Annotated in this window: 15 protein-coding genes; 11 read left to right on the forward strand and 4 right to left on the reverse strand. The window is 64.9% G+C overall.

From position 1 onward, the window contains the following. From ACRYA2_RS26070 to ACRYA2_RS26100, 7 genes are all read left to right on the forward strand, one after another. On the forward strand, positions 1-258 hold a 258-nt coding region (locus tag ACRYA2_RS26070), incomplete at its 5' end, for an AMP-binding enzyme (protein ID WP_433634638.1). Between the two features lie 33 nt (positions 259-291). After that, on the forward strand, positions 292-720 hold the full coding sequence (locus ACRYA2_RS26075) for a DUF4212 domain-containing protein (RefSeq protein ID WP_433634640.1): 429 nt from the start codon (positions 292-294) through the stop codon (positions 718-720). Further along, positions 717-2,387 carry a VC_2705 family sodium/solute symporter gene (locus tag ACRYA2_RS26080; RefSeq protein ID WP_433634642.1) on the forward strand — a complete coding sequence of 557 codons (1,671 nt, stop codon included), beginning with the start codon at positions 717-719 and terminating at the stop codon, positions 2,385-2,387. The genes ACRYA2_RS26075 and ACRYA2_RS26080 overlap by 4 nt, the downstream gene beginning before the upstream one ends. Before the next feature lie 3 nt (positions 2,388-2,390). After that, positions 2,391-2,852 (forward strand): universal stress protein, encoded by a 462-nt coding sequence (locus ACRYA2_RS26085; protein WP_433634644.1) that lies wholly within the window; start codon positions 2,391-2,393, stop codon positions 2,850-2,852. Between the two features lies 1 nt (position 2,853). Then, on the forward strand, positions 2,854-3,069 hold the full coding sequence (locus ACRYA2_RS26090; protein ID WP_433634666.1) for a DUF8119 family protein: 216 nt from the start codon (positions 2,854-2,856) through the stop codon (positions 3,067-3,069). A gap of 165 nt (positions 3,070-3,234) precedes the next feature. Beyond that, entirely contained in the window at positions 3,235-3,507 is a 273-nt protein-coding gene (locus tag ACRYA2_RS26095; protein ID WP_433634646.1) for a HalOD1 output domain-containing protein, read from the forward strand. Between the two features lie 233 nt (positions 3,508-3,740). Beyond that, a complete protein-coding gene (locus ACRYA2_RS26100) occupies positions 3,741-5,279 on the forward strand; it encodes a glycosyltransferase (RefSeq protein WP_433634648.1) in 1,539 nt (512 codons plus the stop codon). A gap of 117 nt (positions 5,280-5,396) precedes the next feature. Here the strand turns inward: ACRYA2_RS26100 and ACRYA2_RS26105 are convergent, their stop codons facing one another. After that, complete coding sequence (locus ACRYA2_RS26105; protein WP_433634650.1) at positions 5,397-5,654, reverse strand: hypothetical protein; 258 nt, start codon at positions 5,652-5,654, stop codon at positions 5,397-5,399. 48 nt (positions 5,655-5,702) lie between these two features. Here ACRYA2_RS26105 and ACRYA2_RS26110 point away from each other — a divergent pair, with 48 nt between their 5' ends. Beyond that, positions 5,703-6,698 carry an MFS transporter gene (locus tag ACRYA2_RS26110; RefSeq protein ID WP_433634652.1) on the forward strand — a complete coding sequence of 332 codons (996 nt, stop codon included), beginning with the start codon at positions 5,703-5,705 and terminating at the stop codon, positions 6,696-6,698. A 696-nt stretch (positions 6,699-7,394) separates the two neighbouring features. On the opposite strand, the gene ACRYA2_RS26115 is transcribed toward ACRYA2_RS26110, so the two are convergent. Further along, entirely contained in the window at positions 7,395-7,550 is a 156-nt protein-coding gene (locus ACRYA2_RS26115) for a hypothetical protein (protein ID WP_433634654.1), read from the reverse strand. A gap of 249 nt (positions 7,551-7,799) precedes the next feature. Here ACRYA2_RS26115 and ACRYA2_RS26120 point away from each other — a divergent pair, with 249 nt between their 5' ends. After that, positions 7,800-7,997 (forward strand): heavy-metal-associated domain-containing protein, encoded by a 198-nt coding sequence (locus ACRYA2_RS26120; RefSeq protein ID WP_433634664.1) that lies wholly within the window; start codon positions 7,800-7,802, stop codon positions 7,995-7,997. A 63-nt stretch (positions 7,998-8,060) separates the two neighbouring features. Here the strand turns inward: ACRYA2_RS26120 and ACRYA2_RS26125 are convergent, their stop codons facing one another. Then, the gene (locus ACRYA2_RS26125; RefSeq protein ID WP_433634656.1) at positions 8,061-8,483 is read right to left on the reverse strand and encodes a DUF7344 domain-containing protein; all 423 of its coding nucleotides are present in this window, start codon (positions 8,481-8,483) and stop codon (positions 8,061-8,063) included. A gap of 204 nt (positions 8,484-8,687) precedes the next feature. On the opposite strand from ACRYA2_RS26125, the gene ACRYA2_RS26130 reads away from it, so the two are divergent. After that, positions 8,688-12,011: a PAS domain S-box protein gene (locus tag ACRYA2_RS26130; protein ID WP_433634658.1), complete on the forward strand. Its 3,324-nt coding sequence runs from the start codon at positions 8,688-8,690 to the stop codon at positions 12,009-12,011. A gap of 75 nt (positions 12,012-12,086) precedes the next feature. Here the strand turns inward: ACRYA2_RS26130 and ACRYA2_RS26135 are convergent, their stop codons facing one another. Then, complete coding sequence (locus ACRYA2_RS26135) at positions 12,087-13,601, reverse strand: alpha,alpha-trehalose-phosphate synthase (UDP-forming) (RefSeq protein ID WP_433634660.1); 1,515 nt, start codon at positions 13,599-13,601, stop codon at positions 12,087-12,089. 424 nt (positions 13,602-14,025) lie between these two features. Between ACRYA2_RS26135 and ACRYA2_RS26140 the strand changes: the two genes are divergently transcribed. Then, positions 14,026-15,444 (forward strand): sugar porter family MFS transporter, encoded by a 1,419-nt coding sequence (locus ACRYA2_RS26140; protein WP_433634662.1) that lies wholly within the window; start codon positions 14,026-14,028, stop codon positions 15,442-15,444. Positions 15,445-15,609 lie beyond the last annotated feature (165 nt).

A 15,609-nucleotide genomic window follows, 5' to 3' on the forward strand; every position in this document is an offset into this window, starting at 1 on the left:
TACGTCATCACCGAGGAGGGCCACGAGGGCGACGACCAGTTGCGCGACCGCATCGTCGCGGGCGTCGAGGACGCCATCGGCCCCATCGCCCGCCCCGAACAGGTCGTGTTCACCCCCGAACTCCCCAAAACTCGCTCGGGCAAGATCATGCGCCGGCTCTTGGAGGACATCGCCAACGATGAACAACTCGGCGACACCTCCACCCTCCGCAACCCCGAGGTCGTTCAGGAGATAGCGGCGAAGGTAGATGACGACTGACCAGCGTTTCGACCGACACAACCAACTCGAACTATGACCGACAACGACAAACCAGACTCGGTACCGGAATCGAACGTCGAGACGGACGGCGGCGTCGCGGCCAGTCGAGAGACCGCCGACTACCTCGACGCACGAATCAACATCTTCAGCCCGTCGACCCCGTTCATGCGGGACCACCTCAAAATCGTGTGGACGATGTTCGTCGCGTGGGCCATCGTCGTCTTCGGCCCCGTAACGGCGACGTACCTCGCGACCGACTTCATGACGAGTATCACCGTACTCGGCTTCCCGCTCCACTACTTCTTGACCGCGGTCTGTGCTCCATCGGGCGCGCTCGTTCTCTCGTTCATCTACGCGCGCAAACGCGACAAACTGGACGCGAAGTACGGTATCGACCACTCGTCCACGCAGCGAGAGACGGAGACCGAGCCGGCGGCGACTGACGGAGGAATCGACGAATGATGCCGACGCCGCTGGGGTTGCTCCCGGACGCGCTCAACGCGTCGTTCAAGATAATCCCGGCGATCATGGTCTCCGGGATGTTGCTGTTGTTCCTTGGCATCGGATACGCGTTCCGCGTCGCCGACACCGAAGACCTGTGGGTCGCCGGACGTTCCATTGGGAACATCGAGAACGGGATGGCGATCGGCGCCAACTGGATGTCCGCCGCGTCGTATCTCGGCATGGCCGCGCTCATCGCGCTGTCGGGCTACTACGGGCTATCGTTCGTCATCGGCTGGTCGACGGGCTACTTCATCCTGCTCATCTTCATGGCCGCGCAGATGCGCCGGTTCGGCAAGTACACCGCACCGGACTTCGTCGGCGACCGGTTCAACTCCGACACGGCGCGCGCCATCGCGGCCCTGACGACCATCCTCATCGGATTCGTCTACTCGGTCGGCCAGGCGCGCGGGATGGGACTGGTCGGCCTGTACGTCTTCGGCGGCGACTACGCCACCATGGTCATCCTCATGATGGGAATCACGGTCGGCTACCTGGCGCTGTCCGGGATGCTCGGCGCGACGAAGAACATGGCCGTCCAGTACGTCATCCTCATCGTCGCGTTCCTCGCGGGCCTGTACGCCGTCGGCTTCAGCCAGGGATACTCCACGATTCTCCCACAGATCGAGTACGGCGCACTGCTGGGCTCGCTCAACTCGGAGTTCACCGAACCGTTCACGACCGGGGGATTCTACCTCTGGGTCGCGACGGCCTTCTCGCTCATCGTCGGCACGTGTGGCCTCCCGCACGTGCTGGTGCGCTTCTACACGGTCGAGAGCGAGCGGACCGCCCGCTGGTCGACCGTTTGGGGCCTGTTTTTCATCTGTCTGCTGTACCTGAGCGCTCCCGCGTTCGCGGCGTTCGGGACCGACCTCTACGCGAACTCGGTTGGAAACGTGTACGGGGCCAACGGCATGAGCGGCGCCGAGGGCGACGTCATCGTCGTCCTGGCGTCTCAGCTCGCGAACCTGCCGACGTGGTTCGTGGGACTCGTCGCGGCGGGCGGTATCGCCGCGGCTATCGCGACCACCGCCGGGCTGTTCATCGCTGCGTCCTCGGCGGCCGCACACGACATCTACACGAACATCGTCAATCCCGATGCGACCCAGCGCCAGCAGCTCGTCGTCGGTCGCGCCACCATCATCGTCCTGGGCGCGATCGTGACGATCACCGCGCTCAACCCGCCGGCGCTGGTCGGGGAACTGGTCGCCTACGCCTTCTCGCTGGCCGGACTCGTACTGTTCCCGATGTTCTTCCTCGGGCTCTGGTGGGAGAACACCAACCGTCAGGGTGCGCTCGCCGGCATGACCACGGGCCTCCTCATCTGGTTCGCCGCCATCCTCAACGAGGTCCTGCCCGCGTACGTCGGGTTCCTCGGGGACGCCGCCGGCGAAAGCGGCGCGATAGTGCCGGTGTTCGCCGACGTGTTCCCCGCCATCGGCGCGGCGCTCGCCGGTACGCCCATCGTGTTCGCCGTGACTATCGGCGTCTCGCTCGTCACCGACGAACCGCCGGAGCGAATCAAACGGATCGTCCGGCAGTGTCACAGCCCCGAGCCGATGGGGCAACAACAGGCCGCCGAGGACGTCGTCAGCACCGACGGCGGCGAACGGCTCGGAGACGACTGACCCATGTACGAACGCATCCTCATCCCCACGGACGGTAGCGAAACCGCAGAACGGGCCGTCGACGAAGCGCTGGCGGTCGCGGAACGGTTCGACGCCGAGGTCCACGCGCTCTACGTTGTCGACACGGACGCCGTGGACGTCAGCCTCGGCACGGAACAGGTCGACCGCATCCACTCCGGTCGGTTCGGCGAGATGGACGAACTGGAAGACCGTGCGAAGGCGGCGACCGGATACGTCGTCGACCGCGGTCGCGAACGCGGTATCGCGGTCGAAGAGCAGTTCCGCGGTGGCCGACCTCACAAGGTCATCGCCGACTTCGCTGAGGACCACGACGTGGACCTCATCGTCGTGGGCAGTCACGGCCGCTCCGGCATCCGGCGGATGCTACTGGGGAGCGTCACCGAACGCGTGCTGCGGTCGACGCACCGGTCCGTGCTGGTGGTGGACGGGCGGGAGGACGAGTAACGTGCGTCTCGTCGGAACACTCCGCGACCACGTCCGCGAGCATCGGTCGGGGATGGTCGTCGACCTCGCGTTCGCCGTCACGTGGGTGACGGTGGTGTCGGCGCTGTTCGACCTACTCCAAGGTCCGGCGTGGGCCTATCATCTGTCGCTGGCCGCTGGCGTCGTCGCCTACTTCGGGTTCTTCGCGTCGCTGGAGGTGGCGCGAGACGCGCAGTGACGGTCGTCCGCGGAGTCGATTACGGTTACTGCAGCAGTGCCGCAGCTCTTTCATCATGTGACCCGAGTTAAATACACTGCAAGGGAGCTAGAAATTACAGTGTAATGTTGTGAATGGTGTCCAATACTCTTATGCGTCTCACGGGGGAACGGGTACACGAACACGATGGCAGCGATCACCGTAGGTGCGCAGTCTGAACGTACGAGCAGTTCCCGGGCGAGTTCGGTCGTACTTGAAGCTCTGTCGCAATACGCTGGAATCGACGTCGACGGGAGCGACTTTCGACTCTACGACGTCATCGACCCCGACGCGCTCGATAGCCTGTTCTCCCATCAGCGAGACACGAACCTCTCCGTGGAGTTCGACGTCCGAGACGCGACGGTGACCGTCTGGCGGAACGACAGCGAAGTGCGAGTGCGCATCAGCGACGACGAGTAGGCCTCTTCTGAGCGACCCGAACACCACCGAGTACGTCGACAGCCCCAGACGCGGCGAGCGAATCGCAGACTGCGGCGAGCGATGCGGCGCGTTCAGACGGCTCTCGTACCGGTTGTACTCTGTGATACGCCGCGTCAAAGACGACCGGTAGCCACGCTGCGGAGAGCTTTCACTGTCCGAACAAAATCTGTTTAATGTGTGGGAACGATTCGCATAGTATCTCGGAGATTCCAATGGTTCGACTCATCGACGTCGAGATGGAGCACACGCTGGCCGAGTACGCGACCGACATCGTCCTCCGCGAGTCCGTCAGGGAGATGCAGGACGCCATCACCGACGACGTGGCGGCGCTCGAAGGTCGCACCGTCTGGATGGTGAACTCGACCGCGAGCGGCGGCGGCGTCGCCGAGATGATGCCGAAACTCCTCGGCATCTTCCGCACGCTCGGCGTGGACGCGGAGTGGGCGGTCATCGACGTGGACGCCCCCGGATTCTTCGAGTTCACGAAAGACGTACACAACCTCCTCCACGGGACGGGCGACCCCGAGATCGTGGACCGCGAACGCGCACTCTACGAGCGAGCGAGCCGTTCAGTGGCCGACGAACTCGTCGGCCGACTCGCCCCCGAAGACGTGCTCGTCGTTCACGACCCACAGCCGCTCGCGGCCGGTGCGAAAGTCGCCGAAGAACTCGGACTGCCCGCCGTCTGGCGCTGTCACATCGGTTCCGAGCGACAGACCGAAAAGTCGCGGGCCGCGTGGGAGTTCTTGCAACCGTGGGTGCGCGACTACGACCGGGCCATCTTCTCGCTGCCCGCGTACGTGCCCGAGTTCCTGCACGACGACGCGACCATCGTCCCGCCAGCTATCGACCCGTTCAGCGCGAAGAACAAACGTCTCAAGCCACAGGAGGTCGCCGGCATCCTCGCGCGGGCCGAACTCGTCGCCACGGACCACCCGACCGAACCGTTCGACGAGCCGGCGCGACGACTGCAGGCCGACGGCACGTTCGCGCCCGCGACCGAACCGGCTGACCTCGGGCTGCTCTTTCGCCCCGTCGTCTGTCAGATCTCCCGCTGGGATAGTCTCAAGGGGTTTCTCCCGCTACTGCGCGGGTTCGCCCGTCTGAAACGCGAGGTTCGGCCGGCAGGTGACGCCGGCGCGGACGTCGAGGAGACGAGCGAGAGAGAAGAGAAGGGGGCGACGAACGGCGGCAGGCGAGCGGAGGGGACGGCTCGCACCGACGCCCACCGGCGGCGAATCGAGGACGCCCGACTGGTTCTCGCCGGACCGGACCCGTCGTCGGTCGCCGACGACCCCGAGGGACGGGCAGCGCTCGAAGCGATAGAGGAAGCGTGGCACTCGCTCGACCCCTCGATTCGGCGGGACGTCGCCGTCGTCGTCATGCCGCCGGACAGACACGAAAGCGCGCTCGTCATCAACGCGCTGCAGCGCTGTGCCACGGTCGTCGCACAGAACTCGCTCCGCGAAGGGTTCGGCCTCACGGTCACGGAGGCGATGTGGAAACGCGCGGTCCTGATGGGGTCGGACACCGGCGGTATCGGCGCACAAATCCGCGACGGCGAGGACGGTCGGCTGGTGCCGGATGCCGCCGACCCCGGGTCGGTCGCGGAGACGCTCGACGCCGTGTTCGGGGCTCCCGACCGGTGGGACGAGTGGTCACACAGCGCCCAGCGGCGCGTCGCCGACAACTACCTCGTCTTCGAGCAGGTGACCCGATGGCTCGACGTGCTCGGCGCGCTCGTCCGGTGACGTCACGAGAACGACGTCCCGCCGGAAACTTCGAGATGGAGTTCCGGGCGGGGCCGTTCCGCATCGGCGAGCGGTTCGAGCGACGGCTACGACAGTCCACCCGACCTCGTTCGATGGTCAGTCACGCTTCCAGCGCCACCGGGGGTTAAACCGACCGAGCATCGTTCGAACGGTACCCAGTCTTATATTCTCGCCGATGGAGTAGTAGCCGGCGGTGCCCATGGACCGAGACCACCTCCGTTCCTCCCGGTGGACGTTCGTCGCCGTCGTCGTCGTAGCGGTAGGGGCGGCGGGAACGTACCAGTACGCGTGGCCAGTCATCCGCGGCCCGCTCGGAAGACGGGCCGGTGCTTCCGAGACGGCTATGGGAACCATCTTTTCGGTGCTCGTCGTCGCACAGACGCTCACGGCCTTTCCGGGAGGATGGATACGCGACCGCTGGGGCCGCGGATTCCCCTCTTCGCCAGCGGCGCGTTGTTCCTTTCCGGATTCAGCGGTGCCGCCCTCGCGCCGACGTTGCCCGCGTTGTATCTCTGGTTCGCTCTCGGCGGAGCAGGTGTGGGCATCGTCTACGATATCGCCGTGAACACTCCTTCGAGGTGGTTCGACGAGCGGCGTGGGATGGCCACCGGTGCCGTGAGTATGGCTTTCAGCGGAACGAGTTTCGTTCTGATACCGTTCATCCGGCGTGGCGTCGACGCCGCCTTCGTCCCGACGTTATCGGTGTTGGCCGTCGCAACGGGAGGTAGCTCGCTCGTCGCAGCCGGTATCCTCAGAGACCCGGCCATCCCCGAACCGGAACGGGCGCGAGCGTCTGGCGGAGACGCCGCGACCGGTTCCGCCATCACGTGGCGAACCATGGTGCGGACGCGACGTTTCTGGTTCCTCTACGCCGTGTTCGTCGTCGTCAACGGCGTCGGTCTTATGGTCATCGAGAAGGTGGTCGCGTACGCGAATCGGCTCGGACTCTCCCCGACGGCCGCGACCACCGCAGCCGCACTCGTCGCGCTGGGTCAGGCGACGGGCGTTCTCGTCCTCGGGAGTTTGTCCGACCGGCTGGGACGGGAGCGAACGCTGATCGTCTCGCTGGTGTTCTGTGGCGGTGCGCTCGCCGCAACCGTCGTCGCCGGCCAATCGACGCTCGACTGGGCGTTCGTTCTCCTGGCAGGAGTCACGATGTTTTTCCGAAGCCCGTCGTTCGCCATCATGCCGGGTCTCGTCGGAGAGTACTACGGTGAGAAGTACTCCTCGGAGAACTACGCCGTGCTTCTCACGGCGAAGCTCTGGGGCGGAATCTTCGGCGGAACCGTAACGAGCGTTCTCGTCCTCAGACTCGGCTGGTCGACGACGTTTCTCATGGCTGCAGGACTCGCACTCGGTGCGGGCATCGCCGCACTGTGGACGCTTCGAACGCGATGAATCCGGATTGACCTCCTCCCACCCCTAAAGGGGTGGGATTCCCCGAAGGGGAGTGCAAGGTTGCGCGTTTCCTCGGCCCGCAAGGACGCTTTCGCGTGGGGCGTTCATTGATCGCCGTCCGGTTACGACCCCGGACGTGCTTTCCAGCGCGTCCAGCCCGGTCAAACGGGCCTTCCCACCCGGACGCGCCGGACGCTTCAATAGGGCGGAATACGGTCCGCCCCTCCACGGTCGGGTATTCAGCCGACTGGGTACCACCATTCGCGTCCGACCAGTTGGCCGGGACGTGGTGGAATGGGTCTCCGGCTTTCTTACCCGGCGGGCTGTAGACGCGAAGCGTCCGTTGGGATCGAAGACTCCGTGCCACAACCGGGGAACGCTGTCACAACACAGTACGAAAGAGCCGAACTTAACGATTCGGGACGGAACTCCCGTCCGGCCATCGCACGGTGGAATGTCTCCCACCGTGTCGGCTTCATCCCACGGCGAAAGCCGTGGGCTTTCGCCTTGAACAACTGTAACCCCTTCGCTGAGTCCGCCCTCTGGCGGGACCACCGAACCAGGTCCGTCGTCTCCGCCGGTGAGGGACCGTCGACCACCCGGGGCACCCGACGCTCGTGGGCGGCGAGACGCGCTCGGCGGTCACGACACCCCGCGAACGAACGGCGAGCCCGGCCGACCGCCGGGCGTGCCGCGTCAGTCGATGACGGTGGCGACGACGTCGTCGCTGCCACATTCAGGGCATCGGTCGCGGGAGGCCTCGAGCGTGGTCCCACACTGTCGGCACTCGACGACGACGGCCGGCTCGTCGCCGGGCGAGATGAACCGCCGAACCCGCGAGAGAACACTCATAGTTTTCCGTGGTGGAGCGACACTCATACATCATTCGGAATCGAATACTGACGTCTCAACGCCATTACGGGACGACGACGGCCGTTCTAGCCATTACCGGCTAGCCGCTGGACCGACGAACGTTCCCGCGTTCCTCACGCGTTGGTCGAAAGGGTCGTCGAGTCGCCTCCGAAACCCGAGGTCGTCTGCTCGTATCTCTCAGATTACGAATCGAAACGAGAAAAAGTGACCCGCCACTACGATTACTGGATGACGACCGAACTCACCGTCGAAGGCATGAGCTGTGGTGGCTGCGAGCAGACGGTCGTATCGGCACTCGAGGAGATGGAGAACGTCGAGAGCGCCACCGCCGACAACGAAGCCGACCGCGTCACCGTCGAAGGGAATCCGGACGCCGACGCCGTCGCGCAGACGATCGAAGACGCAGGCTACACGGTGAAGCGGTAGTCCGGAAACCCACTCGACGGGGACGTTTTTTTGGCGTAAGCAGTACGTCCCCGTCCGTTCGGATTACGCCGTAGTACCGGACGAGGGGCGTTCGTCGGGGAGTTCGTCCGCGTTGTCCCGCACGAACCGTAACAGCGGACGGACTGCCTCGAAGTGTGAGCCGGTTCGGAGTTCGCGGGTCTCTCGGTCCCACTCGACGAGCCCCGCACGTTCGAGCTTCGGGAGGTGGACGTGGATCAGTTCGACGTCGAGTCGGTCCCACTCCTCGTCACTGCTGGTCACGTCGGCAGGGATACGGGCGTCGTCGACGTCCTGCGAATCGTGTTCTAGAAGCGCGACCAGCAACCGCCGGCGATACGCGTCCGCCAACACGTTGAGGACGGTGTCCAGTGACGGCTCCTGTCCAGGAGATGAGGGGTCGTTCCAGCGTCCCTCCGTACTCGCGTTCAAGGACTCGGTCACGTTTCGGTTCGGGGACTCGTTCATGTGTATTACCAGCCTCGCCGGCGTCTGCCAGCGTCTACCTGCAGAAAGTACCATCTGTAGGTAAGGGTTCGCTCAAACTGTTTAGGCCGCGCCGGGCACAGTCGTTTCGACGTCGCCGAGCAGTCTTTATAATTTTGGAGGCGGGGTCCGAAAGAGGCTCCGTCGGCGGAGAGTTAATAAGCGTGAACCACCACTGACGGGGTAATGTCGACAGAATCGTTGACCGACGCGCTCCAGGAAACCCTGGCCCTTTTCGCCGAGAAGGGAACGCCACGGACGACGAGCGAGGTGGCGGAACGCCTCGACCTCGGACACCGGAGTTCCTACGCCAGACTGGAGCGCCTCGTTGAGCACGGCCGGCTGGAAACGAAGAAGGTCGGCGCCAGCGCACGCGTCTGGTGGCGACCGTCCGCGACCGCAGGGATGGACGCTCCGGACTGGTCGGCTGCCGCCGAGTCGCTCATCGACGACGTGCTCGACGACGCCGAGGTCGGCGTGTTCGTTCTCGACGACGACTTTCGGGTGCGGTGGATCAACGACGCGACGGAGCGGTACTTCGGACTCGACCGCGAGCGGGTCGTCGGACGGGACAAGCGTGCGCTCGTCAACGAGCACATCGCAGCGACCATCGGTGACTCGGCGACGTTCGCGGAGACGGTTCTCGCGACGTACGACGACAACACGTACACCGAACGGTTCGAGTGCCACGTGACGTCCGGCGATGGACGCGAGGAGCGGTGGCTCGAACACCGAAGCAAACCCATCGACTCCGGCGCGTACGCCGGCGGTCGGGTCGAACTCTACTACGACGTCACCGAGCGGAAACGAACCGAACGGTCGCTGGAAGAGAGCAAGGAACGGTACTCGAACCTCGTCAGCAACCTGCCCGGGATGGTCTACCGCGGGCGGAACGAACAGGCGTGGCCGATGGAGTTCGTCAGCGACGCCTGCGCCGACCTGACCGGGTACGATGCCGACGCCGTCGAGTCCGGTGACGTCGACTGGAGAGACGACGTCGTCCACCCCGACGACCGAGGCCGGGTCTGGGAGGCCGTCCAGTCCGGCCTTGACCGGGACGGGGAGTTCACCGTCCAGTACCGCGTCCAGACGGCGGACGGCGAAACTCGGTGGGTCTGGGAACGCGGTCGTAGCGTCGCCGACGCGTTCGAGGGCTCCCCGATGCTCGAAGGGGTCGTAACCGACATCACGGCGCAAAAGATGACCGAACGGGAACTCCACGAGAGCGAACTCGAAGACGTGTTCAAGCGGATGGACGACGGGTTCGTCGCACTCGACGACGACCTCCGGTTCACGTACGTCAACGAACGCGCGGGCGACCTTCTGGAGCGACTCCCCGGGGAACTCGTCGGCGAACACATCTGGGACGCGTTCGAACGGGACCGGAGAGCCGAGGCGGAGATCGCCGAGGCCATGGAGACCCAGGAACCGGGCGCGTACGAGGAGTTCTACGAGCCGCTCGACACCTGGTTCGAAATCCACGTCTATCCCTCGGAGACGGGCGTCTCGGTCTACTTCGAGGACGTGACCGAACGCAAACAGAGCAAGCGGAAACTCGAACAGTACGAGCGCATCGTCGAGACCGTCGACGACGGAATCTACGTAATCGACAGCGACCATCGGTTCACGATGGTGAACAACGGGTTCGCATCCATGACGGGGTACGAACGCGACGACCTCATCGGGGCTCGCGCGGCCACCGTCTTCGGGGACGACCTCGTCGACGTCGAGGAGAAACGGACCGAACGGGAGTCAGACGAAAACACCGTGGCGAAGCACCAGGAGGACATCCAGACGGCCAGCGGCTCTCCGCTCACGGTGGAGAGCCGGTTCACTGTGTTCGAACTCGATAGCGGTGAGACGGGCCGCGTCAGAGTCGTCCGTGACGTGACCGAACGCGTCGAACGCGAGCGCGAACTCGAGAAGTCAGAGCAACGGTATCAGGCGCTCGTGGACAACTTCCCGAACGGCGTCGTCATACTGTTCGACGAGGACCTGCGATACCTGACGGCGGGCGGGGAGGTCTTCGAGGGCCTTGAGTTCTCGACTGCAGACATGGAAGGAGACGTGCTGACCGAACGACTCCCGCCAGAGCTACGCGACGAACTCGAACCGAAGTACAGCGCAGTCTTCGATGGCGAGGCGAGCGAATTCGAGCTCGAATTCGACGGACAGGTCCGCCACGTCCGAATCTTCCCGGTCCACGACGACCAGGGAACGGTCTTCGCCGGTATGGCGATGTCCCAGGACGTCACCGAGCGCATCGAGCGCGAACGGGAACTGGAACGCCAGCGCGAGCATCTCACCGCACTCGACCACCTCAACGACGTCGTCCACGATATCACCGACGCCGCCATCGACCAGTCGACGCGTGAGGACATCGAAGCGAGCATCTGCCAGCGTCTCGCCGACACCGACTCGTACCTGTTCGCGTGGATCGGTGACGTCGACGGTCAAACGGAGACGGTGAACCTTCGGACGGAGGCGGGCGTCGAGGGCTATCTCGACGAAACGACTATTTCCGCGAATCCGGACGACGAGCGCAGCGGCGGTCCCACGGCCAGAGCTATCGTACGGGGCGAGATGCAGACCGCACAGGACATCCCCGCCGACGAGGAGGACGGACCCTGGAGCGACCACGTTCGAGGGTCCGACGTTCGGTCCTCGGCGGCGATTCCGATAGTCCACGAGGAGACGCTGTACGGCGTGCTCAACGTCTACTCCGACCGACCCGACGCGTTCACGGCCGAGGAGTGCGAGGTGATCGGTCGACTCGGCGAGATCGCCGGTCACGCTATCGCCGCCGTCGAGCGCAAGCGCGCGCTGATGAGCGACGAAATCGTCGAACTCGAGTTCTACCTCTCGGACGTCTTCGAGACCCTCGGCGTCGACGCGACGACCGACGGTCGGATCACCCTCGACCGTGCCGTTCCGACCAGCGACGGAGCCTACCTCGTGTACGGCACCGCGACGACCGACGCCCGGGAGGCGCTCGACGCCCTGACCGAACGGTTCGCTCACTGGGATTCGGTACGGGATATCGACGGGGAGGGGACGGTCTCCAGATTCGAACTTCGGCTCACCGAGCCGCCCATTCTGTCGGCAGTCGCCTCGCGAGGCGGCTACGTCGATGCGGCTCGGGTCGAACAGGGTGACCTCCACCTGCGGATTCATCTCTCGCCGAGCGTCGACGTTCGTACGATCACCGACGTCGTCCAGGAGGAGTTTCCGGGTGCCGAACTGCTCGCCCACCGTCAGACCTCGCGCACCGACGATTCGCCACCACGGTTGCAAGGGCTGCTCCGTGAGAAACTCACCGATCGACAGCGGACATGCCTCGAAGCCGCCTACAACGCCGGATTCTTCGAGTGGCCCCGGGCGACCTCCGGCGAGGAGGTCGCCGAGTCGCTCGGCGTCTCGCCGCCGACGTTCCACCAGCACCTTCGGAAGGCGGAACGGAAGACGTTCGAAACGATACTGCGGACCTCGACGGTGCATTCTCGACGGTAGACGTCGCCGAGGGACCGTCCGAATCGACGTGCCGAAAGAACGTTCCCGCCGGCCCCTGCCCGGCCGAGCGCGGATTCACTCGTCGCGCTGGAGTCGGCGGGCCGTCTCGAAGACGTCCGTCATCCACGTAGTGAGGTCGTTCGCCTCGACGCGCTGTCGCAGTGTCTCCATCCGGTCGCGGCGGTCGGCGTCGTCCATCGTCAGCGCGGAGGTGATGGCGGTCGCGAAATCGTCGGTCTGGAGGGGGTTGATGCTGATGGCGTGGTCGCCGAGCTCTTCGTGTGCGCCGGTCTGGTCGCTGAGAACGAGCACGCCGGGGTCGCCGGTCTGGGCGGCGACGTACTCCTTGGCGGTGAGGTTCATGCCGTCGCGTATCGCACTGACGATCATCGCGTCGCCGTGACGGTACAGGCCGGCGAGTTCCTCCTCGCTGAGCCAGTCGTCGATGTAGACTATCGGCTGCCAGTCGTCGGTCCCGAACCGCTCGTTGATGCGCTCGACCGCGTCTTCGACGTTCTGCTGGAGGTCCCGGTACTCCGGGATGAGCGACCGGCTCTCGTTGGCCTTCTGGACGTACGTGAACTCGCCGCGCCACTCGGTGTCGGTCGTCCAGAGGCGCTCGAGCGCGTCGAGACGGTCGACGATGCCTTTCGTATAGTCAAGGCGGTCGACGCCGACCACCGTTCTCGTCCCCGGCGCGATACCGTACTCGCGCTGGAACTCCCGCCAGAACGATTCGCCGGCCGCCTCGCTCGACGTTCGAATCTCGTCGGCGTCGACACCCATCGGGAAGGCGCGAACGGTCGTCGTTCGACCGTCGTAGCGTACCTCCCCACCGTCCCGGTCGACGAACGCGTCGTCCAAGCATTCGTCGACGCAGTCGAGGAAGTTCTCGCAGTACCGGTCGATGTGGAATCCGAGCAGGTCGTTGGCCAGGAGTCCGTCGAGAAGTTCCTGCCGCTGCGGACACGTCCGGAACGTCTCCCGGCCGGGCCACGGGATGTGCCAGAAATGCATGACGAAGGCGTCGTCGACGGCGTCTCGGAGGAGTCGCGGCGCGAGTGCGAAGTGGTAGTCCTGGAACCAGACCAGCGACTCCTCGGTCGCGTACTCGGCGGCGGCGTCGGCGAACCGCTCGTTCACCTGCTGGTACCGCGCCCAGTGGCGGTCGTTGTACTCGGGCTTCCAGAGGCCGCCGTGACTGAGCGGCCACAGGACGCGGTTGCTGTACCCGTAGTAGTAGCCGCTCACCTCCTCGTCCGAGAGCCATATCCGTTTGAGCGTGTACGACTCCTCTTCGGGCGGCATCCGGACGGTGCCGTCGTCGTCCGTGACCTCCCCGTCCGCCTCGCCGTCGCCCCACGCGATCCAGGTGCCGCCGGTGCGTCGCAGAACGGGGTCCAGCGCTGCGGTGAGACCGCCGGCGGGGCGATCTATCTCGACGTTGCCGTCCTCGGCGTAGCTGTGCTGGTACGGCTGTCGATTGGAAACGAGGACGAGTTCCTTCTCCAGTATCGACGCGGGGTCCCGGCTCTCGTCGGTCGCGGTGTCGTCGTGGAGAGAGGGCTGCTCGTCGGTGGCGGATTCCATTGCTTCTGTTGAGTTTCGAGCGACACAAGATAATCCCTTGGGCCCTCCGTCTCTGACAGCGCGGTCGAGGCGGGGGCAAATCCCGTTCCCTCACCGTATCGACGCGCACAGTCCCACGGACTGACACTGCCTGTAGCACTCCCCGCGAACGGCGTCTCGTCCACTCGCTCGAGACGGTATATCAGGGGCGAGGCCGCGCTACCGGCCCATCTCGCCGACCGGCACCGGTGGAGCTATCGTCGGCGACTCGCTGGGACGCTCCGGTCGATGCGTACGATGCGACCATGATTCTATCAGGGTTTTATAACGACTCCGGCATGAATTAGTACCTTAATTTCGGGTCGTTTAGTTGTTGATTATCGTCGACCGATAATATTCCAAAACACTTCTTACTCGATTCGACGAGGGTGAACGTACAGTTCCCATGACTACGACCGACATACGAGAGGCAGTAGCGGGTAGTGGCGACCGGTTCATCTATCTCACCGCCGCACTAGCGGCGCTCAACGGACTACTGTTCGGATTCGACACCGGCATCATCTCCGGCGCTTTCCTCTACATCAACGATACGTTCACCATGTCGCCGCTCGTCGAGGGCATCGTCATGAGCGGCGCGATGGCGGGCGCAGCCCTCGGCGCGGCGGTCGGCGGGAAGTTGGCCGACCGTCTCGGCCGTCGCCAGCTCATCCTCATCGGCGCCGTCGTGTTCTTCGTCGGGTCGCTGACGATGGCTATCGCTCCGACCGTCCCCATCCTCGTGGCCGGTCGACTCATCGACGGCGTCGCGATCGGGTTCGCCTCCATCGTCGGCCCGCTCTACATCTCCGAGATAGCGCCACCGAAGATTCGCGGCGCGCTCACCTCGCTCAACCAGCTCATGGTGACGCTCGGAATCCTGATATCGTACTTCGTCAACTACGCCTTCGCCGACGCCGGCGCGTGGCGACTGATGCTCGGAACCGGAATGATTCCGGCGGTTGTCCTCGCCGTCGGCATAGTGAAGATGCCCGAAAGTCCGCGCTGGCTCTACGAACACGGACGGCGGGACGACGCCCGCGCGGTCCTCGAACGCACCCGCGAGGGCGACGTCGACGACGAACTCGCCGAGATAGAGCAGACGGTCGCGAAGCAGTCCGGAACGAGTCTCCGCGACCTGCTCCAGCCCTGGCTGCGCCCCGCGCTCGTCGTCGGGCTCGGACTCGCCGTCTTTCAGCAAATTACCGGCATCAACGCCGTCATCTACTACGCTCCGACCATCCTCGAATCGACCGGCTTCGGCAGCGCGACGTCGATACTCGCCACGGTCGGCATCGGCGTCATCAACGTCCTCATGACGGTCGTCGCCATCGCGCTCATCGACCGCGTCGGTCGACGGCTGCTGTTGCTCGTCGGCATCGGCGGCATGGTCGTCACGCTCGCCGTCCTCGGCGTCGTCTTCTACCTCCCGGGGTTCAGCGGCGTCCTCGGATGGGTCGCCACCGCCAGTTTGATGCTGTTCGTAGCGTTCTTCGCCATCGGTCTCGGTCCGGTGTTCTGGCTGCTCATCTCCGAAATCTACCCGCTCTCGGTTCGCGGGAGCGCGATGGGGACGGTCACCGTCGCCAACTGGGGGGCAAATCTCGTCGTGTCGCTCGCGTTCCCCCTGTTGACGGCGAATCTCGGCAAACCGTCGACGTTCTGGCTGTTCGGCGTCTGTAGCCTCGCGGCGCTCGCGTTCACCTACCGGCTCGTCCCCGAGACCAAGGGTCGGTCCCTCGAAGCCATCGAGAACGACCTCCGCGAGAACGTCACCGACACGGTCGCGACCGCTGCAGACGAATCGTCGACGATATCGCGCGAATAGGGACCGCCGATATCCCCGGCGACCGTCCGTCGGTCAGGCAGAGAGCCACCGGCGTCGGAGGAGATACGCGGCGACGACGGCCGTGACGACGGCTTTCATGCGAGTGAAGTACCTCGGGGCGTGTCCCCGAGGCTTCACCGTTTTGTCCGAGCGCCCAGAAACGGG

The organism is Halomicrococcus pelagicus, assembly GCF_050954125.1.

What these genes read in the sequence shown, in the direction of transcription:
- ACRYA2_RS26075 (WP_433634640.1), top strand. Translation starts at nt 292, where the DNA reads ATGACCGACAACGACAAACCAGACTCGGTACCGGAATCGAACGTCGAG.
- ACRYA2_RS26080 (WP_433634642.1), top strand. Translation starts at nt 717, where the DNA reads ATGATGCCGACGCCGCTGGGGTTGCTCCCGGACGCGCTCAACGCGTCG.
- ACRYA2_RS26085 (WP_433634644.1), top strand. Translation starts at nt 2,391, where the DNA reads ATGTACGAACGCATCCTCATCCCCACGGACGGTAGCGAAACCGCAGAA.
- ACRYA2_RS26095 (WP_433634646.1), top strand. Translation starts at nt 3,235, where the DNA reads ATGGCAGCGATCACCGTAGGTGCGCAGTCTGAACGTACGAGCAGTTCC.
- ACRYA2_RS26100 (WP_433634648.1), top strand. Translation starts at nt 3,741, where the DNA reads ATGGTTCGACTCATCGACGTCGAGATGGAGCACACGCTGGCCGAGTAC.
- ACRYA2_RS26105 (WP_433634650.1), bottom strand. Translation starts at nt 5,654, where the DNA reads ATGGTTCCCATAGCCGTCTCGGAAGCACCGGCCCGTCTTCCGAGCGGG.
- ACRYA2_RS26110 (WP_433634652.1), top strand. Translation starts at nt 5,703, where the DNA reads ATGGATACGCGACCGCTGGGGCCGCGGATTCCCCTCTTCGCCAGCGGC.
- ACRYA2_RS26115 (WP_433634654.1), bottom strand. Translation starts at nt 7,550, where the DNA reads ATGAGTGTTCTCTCGCGGGTTCGGCGGTTCATCTCGCCCGGCGACGAG.
- ACRYA2_RS26120 (WP_433634664.1), top strand. Translation starts at nt 7,800, where the DNA reads ATGACGACCGAACTCACCGTCGAAGGCATGAGCTGTGGTGGCTGCGAG.
- ACRYA2_RS26125 (WP_433634656.1), bottom strand. Translation starts at nt 8,483, where the DNA reads ATGAACGAGTCCCCGAACCGAAACGTGACCGAGTCCTTGAACGCGAGT.
- ACRYA2_RS26130 (WP_433634658.1), top strand. Translation starts at nt 8,688, where the DNA reads ATGTCGACAGAATCGTTGACCGACGCGCTCCAGGAAACCCTGGCCCTT.
- ACRYA2_RS26135 (WP_433634660.1), bottom strand. Translation starts at nt 13,601, where the DNA reads ATGGAATCCGCCACCGACGAGCAGCCCTCTCTCCACGACGACACCGCG.
- ACRYA2_RS26140 (WP_433634662.1), top strand. Translation starts at nt 14,026, where the DNA reads ATGACTACGACCGACATACGAGAGGCAGTAGCGGGTAGTGGCGACCGG.